Annotated in this window: 14 protein-coding genes; 7 read left to right on the top strand and 7 right to left on the bottom strand. The window is 72.0% G+C overall.

What is annotated here, in order from left to right; genetic code table 11:
* On the bottom strand, positions 1–6,838 hold a 6,838-nt coding region (locus AB0D85_RS02240), incomplete at its 3' end, for an amino acid adenylation domain-containing protein (protein ID WP_362312514.1).
* 237 nt (positions 6,839–7,075) lie between these two features.
* Between AB0D85_RS02240 and AB0D85_RS02235 the strand changes: the two genes are divergently transcribed.
* Complete coding sequence (locus AB0D85_RS02235; RefSeq protein WP_362312512.1) at positions 7,076–7,828, top strand: aspartyl/asparaginyl beta-hydroxylase domain-containing protein; 753 nt, start codon at positions 7,076–7,078, stop codon at positions 7,826–7,828.
* A gap of 219 nt (positions 7,829–8,047) precedes the next feature.
* Here AB0D85_RS02235 and AB0D85_RS02230 read toward each other — a convergent pair whose 3' ends face one another.
* Both AB0D85_RS02230 and AB0D85_RS02225 read right to left on the bottom strand, forming a co-directional pair.
* Complete coding sequence (locus AB0D85_RS02230) at positions 8,048–9,079, bottom strand: BMP family ABC transporter substrate-binding protein (protein WP_362312510.1); 1,032 nt, start codon at positions 9,077–9,079, stop codon at positions 8,048–8,050.
* 334 nt (positions 9,080–9,413) lie between these two features.
* Positions 9,414–10,631 carry a M20 family metallopeptidase gene (locus AB0D85_RS02225; RefSeq protein ID WP_362312508.1) on the bottom strand — a complete coding sequence of 406 codons (1,218 nt, stop codon included), beginning with the start codon at positions 10,629–10,631 and terminating at the stop codon, positions 9,414–9,416.
* 260 nt (positions 10,632–10,891) lie between these two features.
* On the opposite strand from AB0D85_RS02225, the gene AB0D85_RS02220 reads away from it, so the two are divergent.
* Entirely contained in the window at positions 10,892–11,548 is a 657-nt protein-coding gene (locus tag AB0D85_RS02220) for a class I SAM-dependent methyltransferase (protein WP_362312506.1), read from the top strand.
* 185 nt (positions 11,549–11,733) lie between these two features.
* Here the strand turns inward: AB0D85_RS02220 and AB0D85_RS02215 are convergent, their stop codons facing one another.
* A complete protein-coding gene (locus AB0D85_RS02215) occupies positions 11,734–12,177 on the bottom strand; it encodes a nuclear transport factor 2 family protein (protein WP_362312504.1) in 444 nt (147 codons plus the stop codon).
* A 106-nt stretch (positions 12,178–12,283) separates the two neighbouring features.
* On the opposite strand from AB0D85_RS02215, the gene AB0D85_RS02210 reads away from it, so the two are divergent.
* The 4 genes from AB0D85_RS02210 (at position 12,284) to AB0D85_RS02195 (ending at position 15,189) form a co-directional block, all read left to right on the top strand.
* Positions 12,284–12,709, top strand: coding sequence for a helix-turn-helix domain-containing protein (locus tag AB0D85_RS02210; protein WP_362312502.1), 426 nt, complete (start codon positions 12,284–12,286; stop codon positions 12,707–12,709).
* A gap of 92 nt (positions 12,710–12,801) precedes the next feature.
* Positions 12,802–13,494 carry a metal-dependent hydrolase gene (locus AB0D85_RS02205; RefSeq protein WP_362312500.1) on the top strand — a complete coding sequence of 231 codons (693 nt, stop codon included), beginning with the start codon at positions 12,802–12,804 and terminating at the stop codon, positions 13,492–13,494.
* The gene (locus AB0D85_RS02200; RefSeq protein WP_362312498.1) at positions 13,491–14,060 is read left to right on the top strand and encodes an XRE family transcriptional regulator; all 570 of its coding nucleotides are present in this window, start codon (positions 13,491–13,493) and stop codon (positions 14,058–14,060) included. Before AB0D85_RS02205 ends, AB0D85_RS02200 begins: the two co-directional genes overlap by 4 nt.
* A 70-nt stretch (positions 14,061–14,130) precedes the next feature.
* Positions 14,131–15,189: a beta-eliminating lyase-related protein gene (locus AB0D85_RS02195; protein ID WP_362312496.1), complete on the top strand. Its 1,059-nt coding sequence runs from the start codon at positions 14,131–14,133 to the stop codon at positions 15,187–15,189.
* A gap of 22 nt (positions 15,190–15,211) precedes the next feature.
* Here AB0D85_RS02195 and AB0D85_RS02190 read toward each other — a convergent pair whose 3' ends face one another.
* Positions 15,212–16,108, bottom strand: a complete 897-nt coding sequence (locus AB0D85_RS02190) for an AraC family transcriptional regulator (protein WP_362312494.1) — start codon at positions 16,106–16,108, stop codon at positions 15,212–15,214.
* Between the two features lie 98 nt (positions 16,109–16,206).
* Between AB0D85_RS02190 and AB0D85_RS02185 the strand changes: the two genes are divergently transcribed.
* A complete protein-coding gene (locus AB0D85_RS02185) occupies positions 16,207–17,220 on the top strand; it encodes an aldo/keto reductase (protein WP_362312492.1) in 1,014 nt (337 codons plus the stop codon).
* Positions 17,221–17,252: 32 nt separating this feature from the next.
* Here the strand turns inward: AB0D85_RS02185 and AB0D85_RS02180 are convergent, their stop codons facing one another.
* Positions 17,253–18,392 carry a hypothetical protein gene (locus AB0D85_RS02180; protein WP_362312490.1) on the bottom strand — a complete coding sequence of 380 codons (1,140 nt, stop codon included), beginning with the start codon at positions 18,390–18,392 and terminating at the stop codon, positions 17,253–17,255.
* Positions 18,393–18,427: 35 nt separating this feature from the next.
* Positions 18,428–19,363, bottom strand: coding sequence for an N-acetylneuraminate synthase family protein (locus AB0D85_RS02175; RefSeq protein ID WP_362312488.1), 936 nt, complete (start codon positions 19,361–19,363; stop codon positions 18,428–18,430).
* Between the last annotated feature and the right edge of the window lie 5 nt (positions 19,364–19,368).

Raw genomic sequence — 19,368 nt, 5'->3', positions numbered from 1 at the left:
GATCCGCATGGCCCGCGTGATCCGCATGGCCCGCGTGATCCGCATGGCCCGCGTGATCCGCATGGCCCGCGTGATCCGCATGGCCCGCGTGATCCGCATGGCCCGCGTGATCCGCGTGATCCGCGTGATCCGCATGGCCCGCGTCGTCCGCGTCGTCCGCGCGATCCGCGTCGTCCGCGTAGTCCGCGTAGTCCGGCTCGTCGAGCAGCAGGCGGGGGACCGCCGGTCCGTCCGGGAGTACGGCGGCCGTGGCGCCCTCGGTGATCAGCAGGGCGGGGGCGGCGTCGCCCAGCATGTAGGCGACGCGGTCGGCGGGCAGTCCGGGGTCCACCGGCAGATAGGCGGCGCCCGACTTCAGGACGGCCAGCAGCGCGACCACCATCTCGGTGGACCGGTGCAGGGCCACGGCCACGATCTGCTCCGGGCCGGCGCCCCGGGCCCGCAGCCGCGCGGCGAGCCGGTCGGCGCGGGCGTCGAGCTCGCGGTAGGTGAGCGCCTCCTCCTCGAAGACGGTGGCGGTCCGGTGCGGACTGCCGGCGGCCTGCCGCTCGAAGAGGTCCACCAGGGTGCCCTCGGGAACGGGGTGGGCGGTATCGTTCCACTCCCGCAGGATGCGGTGGCGCTCCTCGTCGGACAGCAGCTCGACCGCGCCGACCGGGAGGCCGGGCTGTTCGGCCGCCGCGGTGAGCAGCCGCCTCAGCGCGTCGGCCATGCCCTGTGCGGTGGACGTGTCCAGTACGTCGGGCCGGTGGTCCAGGTTGAGGCACAGCCGCTCGCCGGGCAGGACGACGAGGTTGACGGTGTAGTGGGTGGCGTCCGTGCCGTGGACGCCGGCGAGCGTCAGCCCCGCGGCCGCGCTGCTGAGGCTCTCCTCGTCGACCGGGTAGTTCTCGAAAGCCACGGCCGTGTCGAAGAGGGTGCCCAGTCCCGCCTGGCGCTGGATGTCGGCCAGGCCGAGGTGCTGGTGGTCGAGGAGCGGGGTCTGCTCGTCCTGGAACCGTGCCAGGGCCTCGATCAGCGGTTCGTGCTCCCTGATCCGGAAGCGCACCGGGAGCGTGTTGATCAGCAGGCCGACCATGCTCTCGATCCCCGGGAGGTCGGGCGTGCGCCCGGAGACCGTCCCGCCGAACACCACGTCGTCGCGGCCGGTGAACCGGCCCAGCAGGATCGCCCAGCAGCCCTGGACGACGCTGCTCAGCGTCACTCCGGCGGACCGGGCGCGGGCGGCGAGGCGCGCGGTGAGGCCGGCGTCCAGCTCGACGGGGATGCGCTCGGGCAGGACGCCGACGCGGTTGAGTTCGGTGCTCGCCAGGAGGGTCGGTTCCTCCAGTCCGTCCAGGGCCCGCTGCCAGGCGGCGGCCGCGGCGGCGCGGTCCTGGCGGGCGTGCCAGGCCAGGTACGACCGGAAGGGCGCGGCCGGCTCCGGCGTCCACGGGGTGTGCCCGGCGCGGGAGGCGTATGCGGCGAGGAGTTCCTTCAGCAGGACCGCGGCGGACCAGCCGTCCCAGAGGATGTGATGGTTGGTCATCACCAGGCGGTGTTCGGTCTCCCCCAGCCGGACGAGCGTGAAGCGCACCAGTGGCGGCCGGGCGAGGTCGAAGCGGCGCACCCGGTCCTCGCCGAGCAGGCGGTCCAGAGCCTCCTGCCGTTCCTCGTCCCCGAGACCGGACAGGTCCGTGACGTCGAGGGGGGTGTCCGCCCCGGCGAGGACGACCTGGACGGGTTCGGTCAGGCCGTGGTCGGTGAAGCCCGCCCGCAGGGCGTCGTGGCGTCGCAGCAGGGTGCGCAGCGACTCCCGGAGGGCCGGCACGTCCAGCGGGCCCCGCAGGTCGAGGATGAGCTGCCCGGTGTAGGCGTCGACGGTCTGCTCGTCGTACGAGGCGTGGAAGAACAGGCCTTCCTGGAGCGGCGAGAGCGGGAGGACGTCGGTCAGGCCGGGGTGGGCGTCCGCGAGCCGGTCCAACCCGATCTGGTCCAGCCCCACGAGGGGGCAGTCGCCCGAGGTGAGCCGGGGCGCCTCGGCCTCGGCGGAGCAGGCCGCGAGCAGCCTCAGGGCCTGGGCCCAGTCGTCGGCGAAGGCGGCGGCCTCCGTCTCGGAGAGCAGCGCCTGCGGCCAGGTCCACTGCGCGGTCAGTTTGGTGGCACCGGACTCCTCGCGCACCAGGACGTCGATCTGCAGGCAGTGTTCGGCCGGCATGTCCGGCGGGGTGTCGGCCCTGAGGGCGCCGTCCCCGGGCGCCGGGTGCCACGGGCCGGCGTCGGCGGCGGGGAACCGGCCGAGGTAGTTGAAGAGGATGGGCGGCTGCGGCAGTCGGGCCAGTTCGGTGCCGGCTGCCGGGTTGAGGTGGCGCAGCAGGCCGTAGCCGGCGCCGTCGGGCAGGGCCGCGAGGTTGTCCCGTACCCGGCGGGCGAGGTCGGCCAGCGCGGGGCCGCCGCGCCAGGCCGCGGTCAGGTCGAGCCCCCGCAGGTCGAGCCGTGCCGGGTACTGGGTGGTGAACCAGCCGACGGTGCGGGAGAGGTCGAGGCTGCCGGCCGGGTCGGCGTCGCGGCCGTGGCCCTCCAGGTCCACCAGGAGGGAGGCGATCTCGGCCGCCGGGCCGTCGGAGCGCTGCCGCCCGCGGTGCGCGGCCAGAGCCAGGGCCGCGAGCATCAGCCCGTCGGGGCCGGTGCGCAGGGTCGTGGGGGTGGTGGTCAGGAGCGGTTGGACGACCTCGTCGGGAAGGGTGACGGTCAGGGTGCGGGTGGTGGCCGCGGTGTCGCGTGCGGAATCGGGCACCCGGTCGGTCAGCGGGGCGGGGGTGGCGTCGGCAGGGGCGAGGATGTCGCGCCAGAGCGGAAGCTGTGCGGTGGTGGCCGGGTCGAGGGCCAGTGCGGACAGGCGCCGGGCCCAGGCGGGGAAGGAGGTCCCGACCGGCTGGAGCCGGACCGGCACGCCGGCGGACACCGCCGCCCAGGCCTCCGCCAGATCCGCCAGCAGCACACGCCAGGAGACACCGTCGACGACCAGGTGGTGCAGGCAGAGCAGAAGCCGGCCCGGCCGGTCACGGCCGAGGTCGAACCAGACGGCCTGCAGCACCGTTCCGGCCGCGGGATCCAGCCGTCCGGGCGCGGCCTCGGTCTCCTCCGCCACGGCCGCGCGGCGGGCTTCTTCATCGAGGCCGGCCAGGTCGACGCGGGTGAGATGGGCCGCCACCGGTACCCGGGGCTGGATGCGGCAGGCGGGGCGGGCGTCCGCGGTCGTCGCGGTGCGCAGGCGCAGCATCTCGTGGTGGTCGACGAGTGCTTGCAGGGCGGCCGTCAGGCGGTCCGGGTCGGCGTCGGCGGGGGTCTGCACGAGCACCGACTGGCTGAAGCGGTCCACGGGTGAGGGGGTGGCCAGCAGCCAGTGCATGATCGGGGTGAGGGGAACGTCGGGGGCCGCGTCGGTGGCGGGATCCGCCTCGTCGGCCGGTGCCGCCGCCTCGGCGGTGTTGCGGGCCAGCGCCGCCGGGGTGCGGTGGGCGAACACATCGCGCAACGTCATCGCCAGCCCGGCCGCCCGCGCCCGACTCACCAGAGTCAGCGCCGAGATACTGTCACCACCCAACTCGAAAAACGCCTCACCAGCACCCACCGACTCCCGCCCCAACACCTGCGCGAACAGACCGCGCAGCACCTCCTCCACGGCGGAAGCCGGACCGGCGGGAGCAGCCGCTGCTTCGGCGGCTTTACGGGCCAGCGCCGCCGGGGTGCGGTGGGCGAACACATCGCGCAACGTCATCGCCACCCCGGCCGCCCGCGCCCGACTCACCAGAGTCAGCGCCGAGATACTGTCACCACCCAACTCGAAAAACGCCTCACCAGCACCCACCGACTCCCGCCCCAACACCTGCGCGAACAGACCGCGCAGCACCTCCTCCACGGCGGAAGCCGGACCGGCGGAGCTCGGTGCCGAGGCCCTGTCGTCGGTCGGCTCGGGCGGCATGGTGAGTTCCGCGGCGAGGGCCTTGCGGTCCAGCTTTCCGCTGGTGGTCAGCGGCAGGCTCGCCCGGACCACGTAGCTGTGCGGGACCATGTAGCGGGGCAGCGCCTCGGTGAGGTGGGCCTGCAGGGTGGCGGGTACGGGTTCCGCGCCGTCGGCGCCGACCACATGGGCGACCAGCCGCTTGCCTCCGGTCGGCAGCTCCTGGACCAGGACGGCCGCCTGCGCGACAGCCGGGTGCCGGATCAACTCGGCCTCGATCTCGCCCAGTTCGATCCGGTGACCGTTGATCTTCACTTGCTGGTCGATCCGGCCGAGGAACTCCAGCTCTCCCTGGTCGTTCCAGCGGACCAGGTCGCCGGTGCGGTACATCCGCGTACCGGGGGCGGCGGACCAGGGGTCGGGGACGAACCGGTCGGCCGTCAGGGCGGAGCGGCCGAGGTAACCGCGTGCCAGTCCGTCGCCGGAGACGCACAGTTCGCCCGGAACCCCGGGCGGCACCAGACGCAGCTGGGCGTCCACCACGTACAGCCGGTGGTTGACCGTGGGCCGCCCGATCGGCGGGGCCGCGCCCCGCGAGGGTGCGGTGCAGCGGTGCATGGCCACCACGACCGTGGTCTCGGTGGGGCCGTAGGTGTTCCAGACCTCACGCCCGGGGGCCGCCCAGCGGTCCACGACGTCGCCGGACGGGGCCTCACCGCCGGTGGAGACGAAGGTGAGCGCGGGCAGGGCCGAGGGGTCGAGCAGCGGCATCAGGGCGGTGGGCAGGTCGGCGATGGTGACCGCCTGACCGGCCATCAGGGCCTGGAGCCCGTCGATGTCCAGCCGCTCCTCGTCGGTGGCCAGCACCAGCGTCCCGCCGCTGAGCAGCGCCCCGAACATCTCCAGGACGGAGACGTCGAAGGTGAGCGCCGCGAAGCCGAGGAAGCGGGCACCGGGGCCGACGCGGCAGGCGGCGAGGTTCTGCAGGGTGAAGCCGACGGCGGCGCCGTGGCTGACGACCACGCCCTTGGGCTGTCCCGTGCTGCCGGAGGTGTAGAGCATGTAGGCGGCGCGGGCGGGGTCGACGACGGCACCGGCGGCCGGGGTGAGATCCCCGGCTTCCGTCCCGCTCTCCGCCGACGGCTCCGACGGCTCGACCGGGACCACGGTACGGACGGCGGCGGGCAGCCGGTCGGCCAGTTGCGGTCGGCTCACCACGGTGTCGATCGCGGCGTCCTGGACGATGTACTCCAGGCGGCGCGGCGGCAGTCCCGGGTCGAGGGGGACGTAGCAGCCGCCCGCCTTGAGGACCGCCAGCACGGCGGTGACCATGCCCGGGGAACGGTCCACGCAGACGCCGACCGGGCGGTCCGGGCCGATGAGCGGCCGCAGCCGCCGGGCGACCTCCTCGGACCGCGCGTTCAGTTCGCGGTACGTCACCTGCTCGCCGTCGCAGACGACGGCCACCGCGTCCGGGGTGCGCCGGGCCTGCTCCTCGAAGAGCCGGTGCAGGCCATGGCCGGCGGGGACGGGTGCGGTGCCGCCGTCGCCGTACTCCATGAGCAGCCGGAGGTCGGCCGGGGAGAGGAGGTCGAGCCCGCCGACGGTGGTGTCCTCGGCGGCCCGCGCGAAGCGCCCGAAGAAGTCGGCGATACGGTCCTGGTGTGCGGCCAGTTCGTCGAGGTCGCAGCGGGCGGCGTCCACCTCGAACTGGAGGCCGACGGTGCCGTCGCCGCGCTCGTAGACGTTGGTGGAGAGGTAGTCGACCGGTCCGACGCTGAGGTTGTGGGCGGTCGCGGGGAGTCCCGCGAAGGTCACGTCGTAGTCGAACGACATGACGTTGACGGCGGCGTCCCACAGCTTGCGGCCGCTTTCGGCGAGGGCGAGGTCCCGCTTCAGATCGTCGACGGGGTAGTGCTGGTGGCGCAGCCCCTCGCGCACGGCCCTGGAGGTCTGGCGTACGAGGTCGTCGACCGTGGTGGCGGAGGTGACCGTGAGCCTCAGCGGAAGGATGTTGGAGAACATGCCGCGGCCGCTGCGGGCGGCGGGGGTGGTGCGGCCGGTCACCGGCAGGCCCAGGACCAGGTCCTCGGCTCCGCTGATCCGGTGCAGATAGGCGGCGGCCGCGGCCAGCACCACGACCGTCCACCGGGTCCGGGCCCGCCGGGCGACGGCCCGCAGCGCCTCGGCGGTCTCCGGCCCGAGGTCGCTCCTGCGGCGCAGCACCCGGCCCGAGGGGGCCACACCGGTCCGGCCGCCGAAGGCGACGGTCTCCGGCAGGTCCGCCGTCCGCTCCAGCCAGTAGGCCCGGTCCCGCGTGAACTGCTCCGACCGGCGGTAGGCCTGGTCCTCGGCCACGATCTGCCGCAACGGGACACCGGTGTAGGGGGCGATCGGGGTGCCGTCCACCAGCGCGGTGTACACCTCGGCGGCCCGGCGGATCATCATGGCGCCGGTGACGCCGTCGACGACGATGTGGTGGGGCGCGTGGAGCCAGTAGAAGCGCTCGGGTCCGGCCTGGAAGAGGACATGCCGGTCGAGCGGGTCGCGGGCGAGGTCGGTGGGCCGGGCGAGCACCGCCCGCATGTGCTCCTCGGCCGCGGCCCTGGGATCGGGACGGCCGCTGACGTCCACCACCTCCAGTTCCAGCGGCGGCATCCGCTGCGGAACCTGCCAGACCCGGCCGTCCTCCTCCTCGAAGCGCACATGCAGGCATTCGGTCTCGGCGATCATGATGCGCAGGGCTTTCCGGAAAATCCCGGGGTCGATCGCGCCGTGGATTTCCAGGTATTCGGCAATGTGGTAGTCGCAGCTCTCGGGATTGAGCTGCTGGGCAACCCAGATGCCGGCCTGCGGGGACGTCAGAGGTAGACGGTCGCGCTCCTCAGCAGACATGCGGTTGTCTCATCTCACTCGGCGGATCGACGGGCGACGTCGCGGTCGGCGTCCACTGTGCAAGGCGGGAAGAGAGCGCGGAAGTCACGGAAAACAGGCTCTTGACCGTCGAGAACGGCCTGCGGAAAACGCGTGACACAAAACCCCGGTACCGGAAATCCGCGTCTTTCCGCGCCCGTCCGTTTTGGCGACGCTGCCCCTGGCAACCAGGCTGCTTCAGGGAAGGAAAGCGACAGGATGACACCGGAGATCGAAGCTGCTTTCGCGGCGATCAGGGACGAGTACGGCGCCGGGTCGATCGACCGGGTCACCCAGATGCTCGACCCGGACCCGGACGGCCGGCACCCCTTGCAGAAGAAGGCCAAGTGGATCATGCCGGGCATCTCGCAGCGGCCCTGGCACGACCCGTACGGGCACCCCGAGATCGCACCCGTCGTGAGGGCTTTCGAGGCCGGGCACGCCGCGATCAAGGAGGAGCTCGCCTCGGCCTGGGCCGAGCGCCGGAGCCGCTTCTCCGACTACGAGCACTACCTGGTGCGGCAGGAGGACTGGCAGGCGCTCTACCTGTACCGGGCGGGCGGGCTGGTCCCGGAGTCCGGGCCGCTGGTCCCGACGGCCTTCCGGATCCTGCAGGAGACGGCCGTCGAGACGGAGAAGATCTGCCCGCTTCTGGAGAGCCACTTCTCCACGCTGCTGCCGGGCGCGGCCATCGCACCCCACTGCGACCTGTGGAACTTCAGCATCAACCTCCACCTCGCCATCGACATCCCCGAGGGATGCGGTATCAGCGTGGCCGGTGAGGCACGGCAGTGGAAGGAGGGCGAGTGCCTGCTGTTCGACTACTCCTTCGAGCACGAGGCGTGGAACCACGGCACCCGCCCCCGCGCCTGCCTCCTGGTCGACCTCTGGCACCCCGAGACCACCCTGCCGGAACGCCGGGCCCTCACCACCCTGGTCACCGAGGTGCGCCGCCTGACCGGCGAGGCGTGAGCCGCTCCGGCGCCCGGCGCCGGAGTGCCGCCGACACGACGGGAGACACGACGGGACACGTACCGTGATCCCCGGACTTCGGGCCAGGGAGCACGTCAGGGACAGCAGTACGCCCCTTGCGGGAGGCAAGGGGCGTACGGACTGCGACGGAGCCGGACGGACGTGGATGCCGGCCGTCGACCCGGGCCGGCCGGTCACCCGGCGCTCATATATGTCGCATCACTTGGTGTTGACGGTGACCTTGCCGTCGATGATGTCCTGCTTGGCCTTGTCGACGGCGTCGACGACCTTGGTCAGGGCCTTGTACTTCGGGTTGGTGTCGGCGAAGCCGACGCCGCCGGTCTTGAGGGTGCCCTCGACGACACCGCTCTCCGGCTTGCCGTTGTAGACCGACTTCACGAGGTCGTACACGGCGCCGCCGACGTTCTTCAGGGCCGAGCCCAGGATGTAGTCCTTGTACTTGGCGAGCGCGCTCTGGCTGTACTGGTCGGAGTCGACACCGATCGCCCAGATCTTGGCGGTGGCGGCGGCCTCGATCACGCCCTGGCCCGAGAGACCGGCCGCGTGGTAGATGACGTCTGCACCGGCGTCGATCTGGCCCTGCGCCGCGGCCTTGCCCTTGTCGGGGCTGGAGAAGCCGCCCTCCTGGGCCGTCTGGGTCAGGTACTGCGACTCGATCTTGATCTTCGGGTTGACCGACTTGGCGCCCTGGTCGAAGCCCGCCTCGAAGGTGCGGATGAGCGGTACGTCGACGCCGCCGATGAAGCCGATGTGGTCCTTCTTGGTGGCGGACGCCGCGGCCACACCGGCGAGGTACGAGGACTGCTCCGCGGCGAAGACCATGTCGACGACGTTCTTGGCCGTCACCTCGTTGTCGTCGATGATGCCGAAGGTGATCTTGGGGTACTTGGCCGCGACCTCCTTGACCGCGGGCGCGTAGGAGTAGCCGACCCCGATGATCGGGTTGTAGCCGGCCCTGGCCAGCGTGTCGAGGCGCTGCACCTTGTCGGCGTCGGACTCGCCGTCCTGCGGCTCGATGTCCCGGCCGCTGATGCCGAACTCCTTCTCGGCCTTCTGGAAGCCGGCGTAGGCGGCGTCGTTGAAGGACTGGTCGCCCTTGCCGCCGATGTCGTAGGCGAGGCCGATGCCCTTGCCGTTGTACTTGCCGGACGAGTTGGTGCTGGTGGCACCGGTGTCCTGGCTGGACTTACCGCACCCTGCGGCCGCGAGGGCGATGACGGCGACGGTCACCGCAGTTTGGGAGAACCTCGTCCTCCGAGAGACAGAACGCACAGCACGTACCCCTTCGTCCCCACGGCACCGTCACCGGCCCGCTTCCCCAACCGGCCACCCGCGGTGGCGATTTCGGCGCACAGTAACGCGCGTAGAAGCGGAGGGGAACGGGGTTTCTCCGGGCCGTTATCGAACCGTGCCGACTCCGGGTTACAAGGAGAGATCGCCGGTTACAGCGGGGTGACACAAGGGGGCGAAGAGGGACCCATCGGGCACCCCTTCGCCCCCTGCGGCGAACCCACGGCAAGCTGACCGTTTCTCCAGTCGTCTGATACGACTCCCGCTGGTACGACTACCGGGTCGCGTCGATGAGGGCGGCGGCCGTGAACAGCTCCACGCCCACGGTGATCGCCCGCTCGTCGGCGTCGAAGTCGCCCTGGTGGAGGTCCCGCACCGTCCGCTCCCCGGGGGGCCGCACGCCGAGCCGCGCCAGCGCGCCCGGCACCTGCTCCAGGTACCAGGAGAAGTCCTCGCCGCCGAGGCTCTGCTCGGTGCCCTCGATGGAGTCGGCACCGCGCCGGGCGGTCATCGCGTCCCGCAGCAGCTCGGTGATCACCGGGTCGTTGACGACGGGCGGCACCCCGCGCACGTAGGTGATCTCGGACTTGGCCCGGTGCAGGGTCGCGACCTCGTCGATCGCCGCGTGCACCACGTCCGGCGCCTGCCGCCAGGCCTCCAGGTCCAGGCAGCGCACGGTCCCGGACAGCTCGGCGTGCTGCGGGATCACGTTCGGCGCGTGACCGGACTCGATCCGCCCCCAGGTCACGGCGAGTCCGCTACGGCTGTCCACGCGCCGCCCGATGATCGCGGGCACGTCGACGGCGACGCGGGCGGCGGCGGTGACCAGGTCGGTGGTCAGATGCGGCCGGGCGGTGTGCCCGCCGGGCCCGTCGAGGGCCACCTCGATCCGGTCGCAGGCGCTGGTGATGGCCCCGGTGCGCAGGCCGATCCGGCCCGCGTCCACCTTGGGGTCGCAGTGCACGGCGATGATCCGCCCCACCCCGTCGAGGACCCCGCACTCGATGGCGTCGGCGGCACCACCGGGCAGCACCTCCTCGGCGGGCTGGAAGAGCAGCCGCACGGGCCGGGGCAGCAGCCCCCGCTCGTGCAGCTCGGCGAGAACCAGCCCGGCACCGAGCACCACGGCCGTGTGCACGTCGTGCCCGCAGGCATGCGCCCGGTCCGGCACGGTCGACCGGTAGGCGCACTCGGTCTTGGTGTCCGGGATGGGCAGCCCGTCGATGTCGGCCCGCAGGGCGAGCATGGGCAGCCCGTCCCCCACCGGCCCGATGTCACAGATGAGTCCGGTCCCCAGCGCGAGGACCCGCGGCCGCAGCCCGGCCTTCTCCAGCCGTTCCTTGATCGCGGCCGTGGTGCGGAACTCCTGGTTGCCGAGCTCGGGGTGCATGTGCAAGTCGCGGCGGAAGGCCACGAGTTCGGCGTGCAGCTCCTCGCTGAGCACGCCGGGGAGCACATCCCCGGGGAGGTCGGCCTCGGACTCTAGGGACATCAATTGGTTCACCCTCTGAAGGGTAGGACGCCCGGACGGTCAACTGACCCGAGATCAACAAAAGTTCAGCCCGTTAGGGGAAGAAAATCTGACCGCGGAAGCATGACCTCGGACGTGGCTGGGTAACACCTATGTTTCCTCTTCCACGCATACCACGCCTCTCGACGATCACGCCGGTCCTGTCCACGTACCGAAACGGGACCGTGCCGGAACGGCGACTTCCCCACACGCGGCTCACAGGCCCGGTAGCGTGCGCGACCGTGACGGACTCGGAGACGACCGACTTCATAGAAACCACCCGTACGTCCTACGACACGATCGCCAAGGACTACTCCGCCGAATTCCCCGGACTTCCCGACCGACCTGTGGACATGTCCCTGATCGGTGCCTTCGCCGAGCTGGTGAAGGCGAACGGCACCGCCCCCGTGGCCGACCTGGGCAGCGGCCCCGGCCACATCACCGCCCACCTGAACGACCTGGGGGTCCCCGCCTTCGGTATCGACCTCTCCCCCGCCATGGTCGCCCTGGCCCGCGAGAGCCACCCCGGCCTGCGCTTCCACCGGGGCTCGATGACGTCCCTTGACCTCCCCGACGAGACCCTGGGCGGCATCCTCGCCCTCTACTCGATCATCCACATCCCCGACACCCACCTCCCGGCGACCTTCGCCGGCTTCCACCGCGTCCTGGTCCCCGGCGGCCACGTCCTCCTCGCCTTCCAGAAGGGCGAACAGTCCGGCCTCCATGTCACGGAACGCTTCGGCCACGAGATCGACCTCCACTACCACTGGCGCCCGGCGTACGCGGTGAGCGACATGCTCGTGAAGGCGGGCATGGAGGTGGCGGCAACCCTGATCCGGGAACCACTGGGCCCGGAGAAGTGGCCCCGCGCATTCGTACTGGCCCGCAAGCCGGGCTGACGTCCGTTCACCCGACCGACGGCGCGCCGCCCGCGCGCCCGCGCCGGGAACAACTGCCTGGAGATCGCCTCCCGCCCGACCCACACGGCCATCCACACGGCCATCCGCGCGGTTCCGCCCCGTCCGCGTCGGCGGTCGGCGGCGTCCGGCCGGGGAGATCGGCCGGACGCCGTTCCGCTCCGGGTCTACGGCGCCGAGACGAGTGCCGGCTGGGACGACTCCTGGGTCACCGCCGACACGACCTTCGCGGTGCGGTGGGAGATCCGCCAGCCGTCCGGGGTGCGTACCAGGGTGTCGTCGTAGAAGCCGTGGAGCTCCAGGAACTTCTCGGGGTGCGCCCGGTCGGTCTGGAGGACGGCGTTGCCGTGGGAGCGGGCGGTGGCCGTGTCGCCGTCGACGGTGACGACGACGTTGCTGACGTGGTGCACGGTCAGGCCCAGGTCCGCGTGCCATTCGTCCATGAAGGTCGCGAGGTCCTCCCGGTTCGTCCAGGAGCCGGTGGGGAAGTCGGCCGTGACGTCGTCGGTGAAGCAGGTGCGGTACAGCGTCCAGTCCCTGAGGTCGATCGCGGTCGTGTACCGGGTCAGGACGTCGGAGATCGCGGTCCTGTCGTCTTGGTCGATGGGCATGGTGCTTCTTCCTTGTGGTCTTGGTATCGGTTCGTGGCCACGTGTCGATCCTCTGCCAGTCGGTATCCGTTGTGAAGTAGGCACCTTTTTGGTACCCAGGTTCCTCATGGATACCAATGAGCGGGCGGACGGGCTCACGGACGCCGAGTGGTTCGCCGCCCAGATGCGCGACTGCCCCACCCGTACGGTCGTCGAGGTGCTCGCCAGCAAGTGGGTGCTGTATGTGCTCGGCGCCCTCCAGCGCAGCGACGGGCCGATGCGTTTCAGCGAGCTGCGCCGTCTGCTGGACGGCATCACCCAGAAGATGCTCACCCAGACCCTGCGCGCCCTGGAGCGCGACGGTCTCGTCACCCGGGCCGTGTATCCCACGGTGCCGCCCCGGGTCGAGTACGCGCTCACCGAACTCGGCGCGGACATCGCGAGGTTGACCAACGCCCTCGCCGAGTGGTCCTACCTGCACACGGAGCAGATCCTGGCCGCCCGGGGGCGGTTCGACGCCCGTGGCGACGTGACGGAGCCCGTGTCGTCGTAGTTCCGAGGCTGCGGGGCGGGGCGCGGACGCACTCGCCGTCGGCCGAAGCGTTCGTTATAGTGAACGTATCGTTTAGTCGTATGGAGTGTGTGATGCAGGTCAGGACCTATCTAAAGGACACCTACGCGGAGCAGGCCGATACCCGGGTGATCGCCGTGGGCGAACGGGAGGGGCGGTCCTGGGCCGCCGTGGAGCACTGTCTCTTCCATCCGCAGGGCGGTGGGCAGCCCGCCGACCGCGGGTGGCTGGACGACGTCGAGGTCGTCCCCGTCCGGGACGAGTCGTCGGGGCTCGTCGTGGTCGTGGCCGCCGGCGAGGAGGGCGGGTGGCCCGGGTTCGCCGACGGGCAGCCGGTGCGGGCGCGGATCGATCTGGAGACGCGGCTGGCGCATGCTGCGCTGCACACGGCCGGGCATCTGATCGAGTCGGCGGGCCGTGCCCAGGGGTGGGAGCTGGCCGCGAACATCCACTTCCCCGGCCAGGCGCGCATCGAGTTCACCGCGCCGCGGCCGGACCCCCGGCCGGCCGAGCCCGAGGGCCGGGAGGAGGTGCTCGCCGAGCTGCGCAAGGCGGTCGACGCGGCCGTCGCCGAGGACCTGCCGGTGACCGCCGCGGTGGACGGGCAGGGGAGGCGCGTGGTGTCCCTGGGCGCCCTGCACTCGGCCCCCTGCGGCGGCACCCATGTGCGCGGCCTCGGCGACCTCATTGACGTGGAGCTGTCGCTGAAGGTGAAGCGGGGCCGCATCCGGGTGTCGTACTCCGCCGCGCACGGGCCGCGCCGATGACGCCGCCGCCCGGACAGTCGACGAGCAGCACCGCCGCCGCGGTGGGAGCGCAGATCCGCCGGCGCCGTGAACAGCGCGGGATGAGCGGGTCGGAGCTGGCCCGGCGCGCCGGTCTGAGCAAGGCGACGCTGTCGCAGCTGGAGGCCGGCCGGGGCAACCCGACGATCGAGACGCTCGACGCGCTCGCGATCGCGCTCAGGATCCCGCTGACCGACCTGCTGACCCGTGACACCGACCCCGGCCCGGTGTTCCTGGCCGGTACCGACCTCCCCGAGGACGAGGTCGGCCGGGAGCTGCTCCGCCGGATCAGCAGCGGCCACAGTCTGGAGATCTGGCGGCTGCGGATGCCCGCCCACACCGAACTGGCGGGCGTGCCGCACGCCACCGGCACCGTGGAGCACCTGCTCGTCGCCGCGGGCCGGCTGACCGCCGGCCCCTCCGACGCCCCGCGTCTGCTGGGGGCGGGCGACCTGCTCGCCTTCGCCGGAGACGCGCCCCACCTCTACCGCACCGAGACCGAACCGGCGGACGTCACCGTCGTCATCGCCTCGCCCATCGTCAGCTGACCGCCGGCCGACCGACAGCCGACCGACAGCCGACCGCCAACCGACCGACCACGGAAGCCGGAATCGCACCATGAGCACGAGCAGCAGCACGCCCTACGCCCATGCCTTCGCCAGCGACAACGTCGCCGGCGCGGCCCCCGAGATCATCGACGCCGTGGCCCGTGCCGCCGCCGGACCGGCCGCGCCCTACGGCGCGGACGGCATCACCGCCGACGTCCGGCGCCGTCTGTGCGAGATATTCGAGCGCGACGTCGACGTACTGATCGTCTCGTCCGGCTCCGCCGCCAACGCCCTGAGCCTGGCCGCCCTGACCCCGCCCTGGGGCAGTGTGCTGTGCCACCGCGACAGCCACATCAACAACGACGAGTGCGGTGCGCCCGAGTTCTTCACCGCGGGCGCCAAGCTCGTCCCGCTGCCCGGCGACGACGCGAAGATCGCCCCCGGTGCGCTGCGGGCGGCCGCCCGGCACAAGCGGGGGGACGTGCACAGCGTGGAGCCGTCCGTGGTGAGCGTCACGCAGGCCACCGAGAGCGGTGCCGTCTACTCGCTCGACGAACTCCGCACTCTCGGGGCGGTCGCCGAGGAGGCCGGACTGCGCCTGCACATGGACGGCGCGCGGTTCGCCGGCGCGGTCGCCGCGCTCGGCTGTACGCCCGCCGAGACGACCTGGCGGGCGGGTGTCGACCTGCTGTCCTTCGGGGCCACCAAGAACGGCACCATGACCGCCGACGCCATCGTCGTATTCGACCGCTCCCTCACCCCCGAACTGGCCTTCCGCGCCAAGCGCGCCGGCCAGCTCGCCGCCAAGACGCGTTTCCACGCGGCTCAGTTGGACGCCTATCTCACGGACGGCCTGTGGCTGCGGAACGCGGCCCACGCCAACGCCATGGCCGCCCGCCTCCAGGAGGGGCTCAAGACCGTGCCGGGTATCGACCTCCCGGGCACGGCCGAGGCCAACATCGTCTTCTGCCGGCTGCCCCAGCAGGCCATCGACGGGCTCCTGGCGGAGGGCTACGCCTTCTACCACGACCGCTGGGAGCCGGGAGTCGTCCGCCTCGTCACGTCCTTCGCGACCACGGCGCAGGACGTCGACGGCCTGGTCGACGCCGTCCGCCGCCTCACCGTCTGACGGCCGCCTCCGATGGTGCTGGCTACGACCCCGTCGGCGCGGGGGTCGCGCGGGTGAGGCGGGCGCGCAGGCGGGCCGCGTCCTGGACCGGGGGAAGGCCGTATGTGGACCGGTACTCGCGGTTGAACTGGGTGGGGCTGACGTAGCCGACGGCCTGGGCGATCTGGGCCGCCGAGGCGTCGCCGGCGATGAGGCGGCGGCGGGCCTCCTGGAGGCGCAGGTGCTTCTGGTAGCGGAGCGGGCTCATGCCGGTGGCCGCCTTGAAGTGCCGGTGCAGGCCGGCCGGGCTCATGTGCGCCACCGCCGCGATCTCGTCGATGCTGAGCGGCTCCGTGTAGCGGGCGCGGATCCAGCGGGCCACCTCGCGCACCCGGGTCGCGGTGGAGTCGGCCAGCGACCACTGGCGCAGGACGGGGCCGAGGGAGCTGCGCAGCAGCCGGTAGAGGATCTCGCTCTCGACGCGGGCGGCGAGCGGGCGGATGTCCTCGGGGGTGTCGAGGAGTTCGACCCAGCGGGTGACCGCGTCGGCGAGTTCGGGGGACATCGGGGCGGCGACCTGCGCGGGGGCGGCCGACGGGGTGGCCGACGGGGGCGTGTCGGCCAGCTCCAGCAGCAGTTCGGTGAGCGGCTCGCCGTCGAGGTGCAGGGACGCGGACCGGTACGGCACCTGCTCCAGGTCGGCGGTGACCGGCAGGTCGATGGTGGTGAGGAGCATCTCGCCGGGGCGGGCGACCCGGATCAGCTCCCCCGCGGCGGTGCGTTTCGTGCCGGCGGCGACGAAGCAGATCATCGGTTCGTACAGCAGATGGGCGGGCTCGACCGGCTCGTCGACGGAGGCCAGGGAGAGCCGGGGTACGGCGGTGTCCGTGCCCGGTGTCACGCAGTGCCGGTCGACGGCCGCGACGAGTCGGTCCAGCACAGTGCGCTCCGTCCCTGAAGGGTCCCTGAGAGGATCAGGCAATTGTATGCGAGCGGCGGCCCATGACCGCCGGGGTCCGCGTGCCTAGCGTTGACGGCATGGCAGAGCACACCACACACCTCCCGCAGCGCGCCCTCGGCACCCAGGGCCTCACGGCCGGCGCGATCGGTCTGGGCACCATGGGCATGACGATGGCCTACGGCACCCCGGACGAGCAGAGCAGCATCGCCACCCTCCACCGGGCCCACGAACTCGGCGTCACCCTGTTCGACACGGCCGAGCTGTACGGCCTGGGCACCGGCAGCAACGAGCAGCTCCTCGGGCGCGCGGTGAAGGGCTTCCGCGACGAGATCCTGATCGCGACCAAGTTCGGCTTCGACCTCTCCGACCCCAGCCGGATCGGACGCGGCCTGGACAGCCGCCCCGAGCACATCCGCGAGGTCACCGAGAACAGCCTGCGGCACCTGGGCACGGACCGCATCGACGTGCTGTACCAGCACCGGGTGGACCCCGACGTCCCCATCGAGGACGTGGCGGGCACGGTCGGCGAGCTGATCGCCGAAGGCAAGGTCCGGTTCCTCGGGCTGAGCGAGGCCGGCCCGGAGACCATCCGCAGGGCCCACGCCGTGCACCCGGTCTCGGTGCTCCAGACCGAGTACTCGGTGTTCGAACGGGCCGTGGAGGCCGAGATCCTGCCCGTGGTCCGGGAGCTGGGCATCGGCTTCGTGCCGTACTCCCCGCTGGGGCGCGGCTTCCTCACCGGCGCGGTCAAGCCGGCCGACGAGTACGACGCGGACGACATGCGGCGCACCATGGACGAGCGCTGGCTGCCCGGCAACTACGAGAAGAACGTCGCCGCGGTCCAGGAGCTGACCGCCCTGGCGGAGGGCAAGGGCGTCACGGTCACCCAGCTGGCGCTGGCCTGGCTGCTCGCGCAGGGCGACGACATCGTGCCCATCCCGGGCACCCGCAGCCCGCACCGCCTGGCGGAGAACGTGGCCGCCGCGCAGGTCACCCTCACACCCGAGGACCTGGCCCGTGTCCAGGAGATCCTGCCGCACGGAGCGGCCGGCTCCCGCTACCCCGCGGCGGTCATGCCCAGCTGGGAGTGATCAGGCCCCCGGGTGCCCCTGAGAACCACCGGCTACGCCGGGCTGGTCACCGCCGCCAGCCGGTGCACGTCCTTCGCCGTCCCGGTGACCCCGGAGAGGAACCCCTGGGCCCGGGGCGACGCGTTCTCCGTCAGCCAGGCCGGGTCGATGTCGCAGACGGCCACCCGGACGCCCGTGCCGACCAGGGCGAGGGGCAGCGTGTGCACGACGGTCGAGGGGAAGCTCAGGATCGTACGGCCGATGGGGCCGCGGCGGGCGATCAGCTCCAGGGGGAGGTCCGGGCGGACTATCTCCAGGCCCGTCTCGGCCGCCAGGCGGTGCAGCTTCTCCGTGCTCTCGCGGCGGTGGGCGAAGTAGCGGGTCGCGCCGTGGGCCTTGGCGAGGGTCTGGACGGCCTCCAGGTAGCGGTCGCCGTCCACGACCCCCGTCTCCACCAGCGAGGTGCCGACCATGTCCGCGCCCTTGGTGATGCGCGGCGGGCCGAAGCGGGCCCGGGTCCAGCCGAAGTCGTTCGCGGTGACCGTCACGCCCTCCGGCCGCTCCGTCATCGGCATGGAGGAGAAGACCTCCACCCGGCGGCGGGCGCTGGGGGTGAGGCGGCGGCGGGCGGAGGAGGAGACCGGCGCGAAGAGCAGGTCCCGGGCTCCGGGCCGGCCGCCCTTGCGGTGCCAGCGCACCAGGCGTTCGCCGCGCGCCAGCTGGGCGACGAACTCCATCGTCGCGGTGCCGTCGTCGACCACGACCAGGTCACGGGCGCGGGTGATCGTCAGCAGCAGTTGTACGTAGCGGGAGAACGGGTCCCCCATCACGATCCGGTCGGCCCGGCGGAGGGAACCCGCCAGGCCGCCGATCGTCTGGAAGGGCGCGGTCGTACCGCCCCGCGCCTCCTCCCAGCGCACCCGGTACCCCTCGTCCCGGGCCAGGTCCGCCATCCGGCGCAGCTGGCCCCGGGTCATGGGGTCGGTCGGGGACAGGACGACGATCGTGAGTTCCGCGCCGGGTGCGGATATACCGGATACCGAGCGCCGTACCTGGCTGGGCACGGTCGGCACCGGCTCCGCCGCTCCGCGCAGGGCGTGGACATGCGCCCACTCCAGCACGTTGAGCAGCTGCACCGGACTCTCGACGAACGCGAGGGTGTGGGGGCCGGTGTTCCCGGCGCGGGGGCTCATCGACGTACGACCGTCCCGTCGTCGTAACAAATGGATCAGACCTGGACCGGCTCGCCGGCGGCCGCGGCGATCTCCGCCTCGGCGACGACACCGGTGACGCGGCGCAGCTTCTTCATCGGGCCGAGCTCGGAGTCGTAGACCTTCTTGACGCCGTCGCCGAGGGACTCGGAGATGATGCGGATGTCGCGGACCAGGCGGGTGAGGCCCTGCGGCTCCACGGAGGCGGCCTGGTCGGAGCCCCACATGGCGCGGTCGAGGGTGATGTGACGCTCGACGAAGGTCGCCCCGAGCGCGACCGCGGCGAGGGTGGTCTGCAGGCCGGTCTCGTGGCCGGAGTAGCCGATCGGGACGTTCGGGTACTCCTTCTCCAGCGTGTTGATCACGCGGAGGTTGAGCTCGTCGGCCTTCGCCGGGTAGGTGGAGGTGGCGTGGCACATGAGGATGTTCTCGCTGCCCAGGACCTCGACCGCGTGGCGGATCTGCTTCGGGGTCGACATGCCCGTGGAGAGGATGACCGAACGGCCGGTGGCGCGCAGCGCCTTCAGCAGCTCGTCGTCCGTGAGGGAGGCGGAGGCGACCTTGTGGGCGGGGACGTCGAACTTCTCCAGGAAGGCGACGGCCTCGGTGTCCCACGGGGAGGCGAACCAGGCGATGTTCCTGCTCTTGCAGTACTCGTCGATCTGGCGGTACTCGTCCTCACCGAACTCCACACGGTGGCGGTAGTCGATGTAGGTCATGCGGCCCCAGGGGGTGTCGCGCTCGATGTCCCACTGGTCGCGCGGGGTGCAGATCTCCGGGGTGCGCTTCTGGAACTTGACGGCGTCACAGCCGGCCTCGGCGGCGACGTCGATCAGCTTGAAGGCGTTCTCCAGCTCACCGTTGTGGTTGATGCCGATCTCGCCGCAGATGTAGACGGGCTGACCGGGGCCGACCTCACGGGAACCGAACGTGCGCAGGCGGGAGTTGCTCATGACTG

Origin of the sequence: Streptomyces sp. NPDC048277 (assembly GCF_040652235.1) — a bacterium.
Lineage (GTDB): Bacteria > Actinomycetota > Actinomycetes > Streptomycetales > Streptomycetaceae > Streptomyces.
This window is presented reverse-complemented; position numbering and strand designations above follow the sequence as displayed.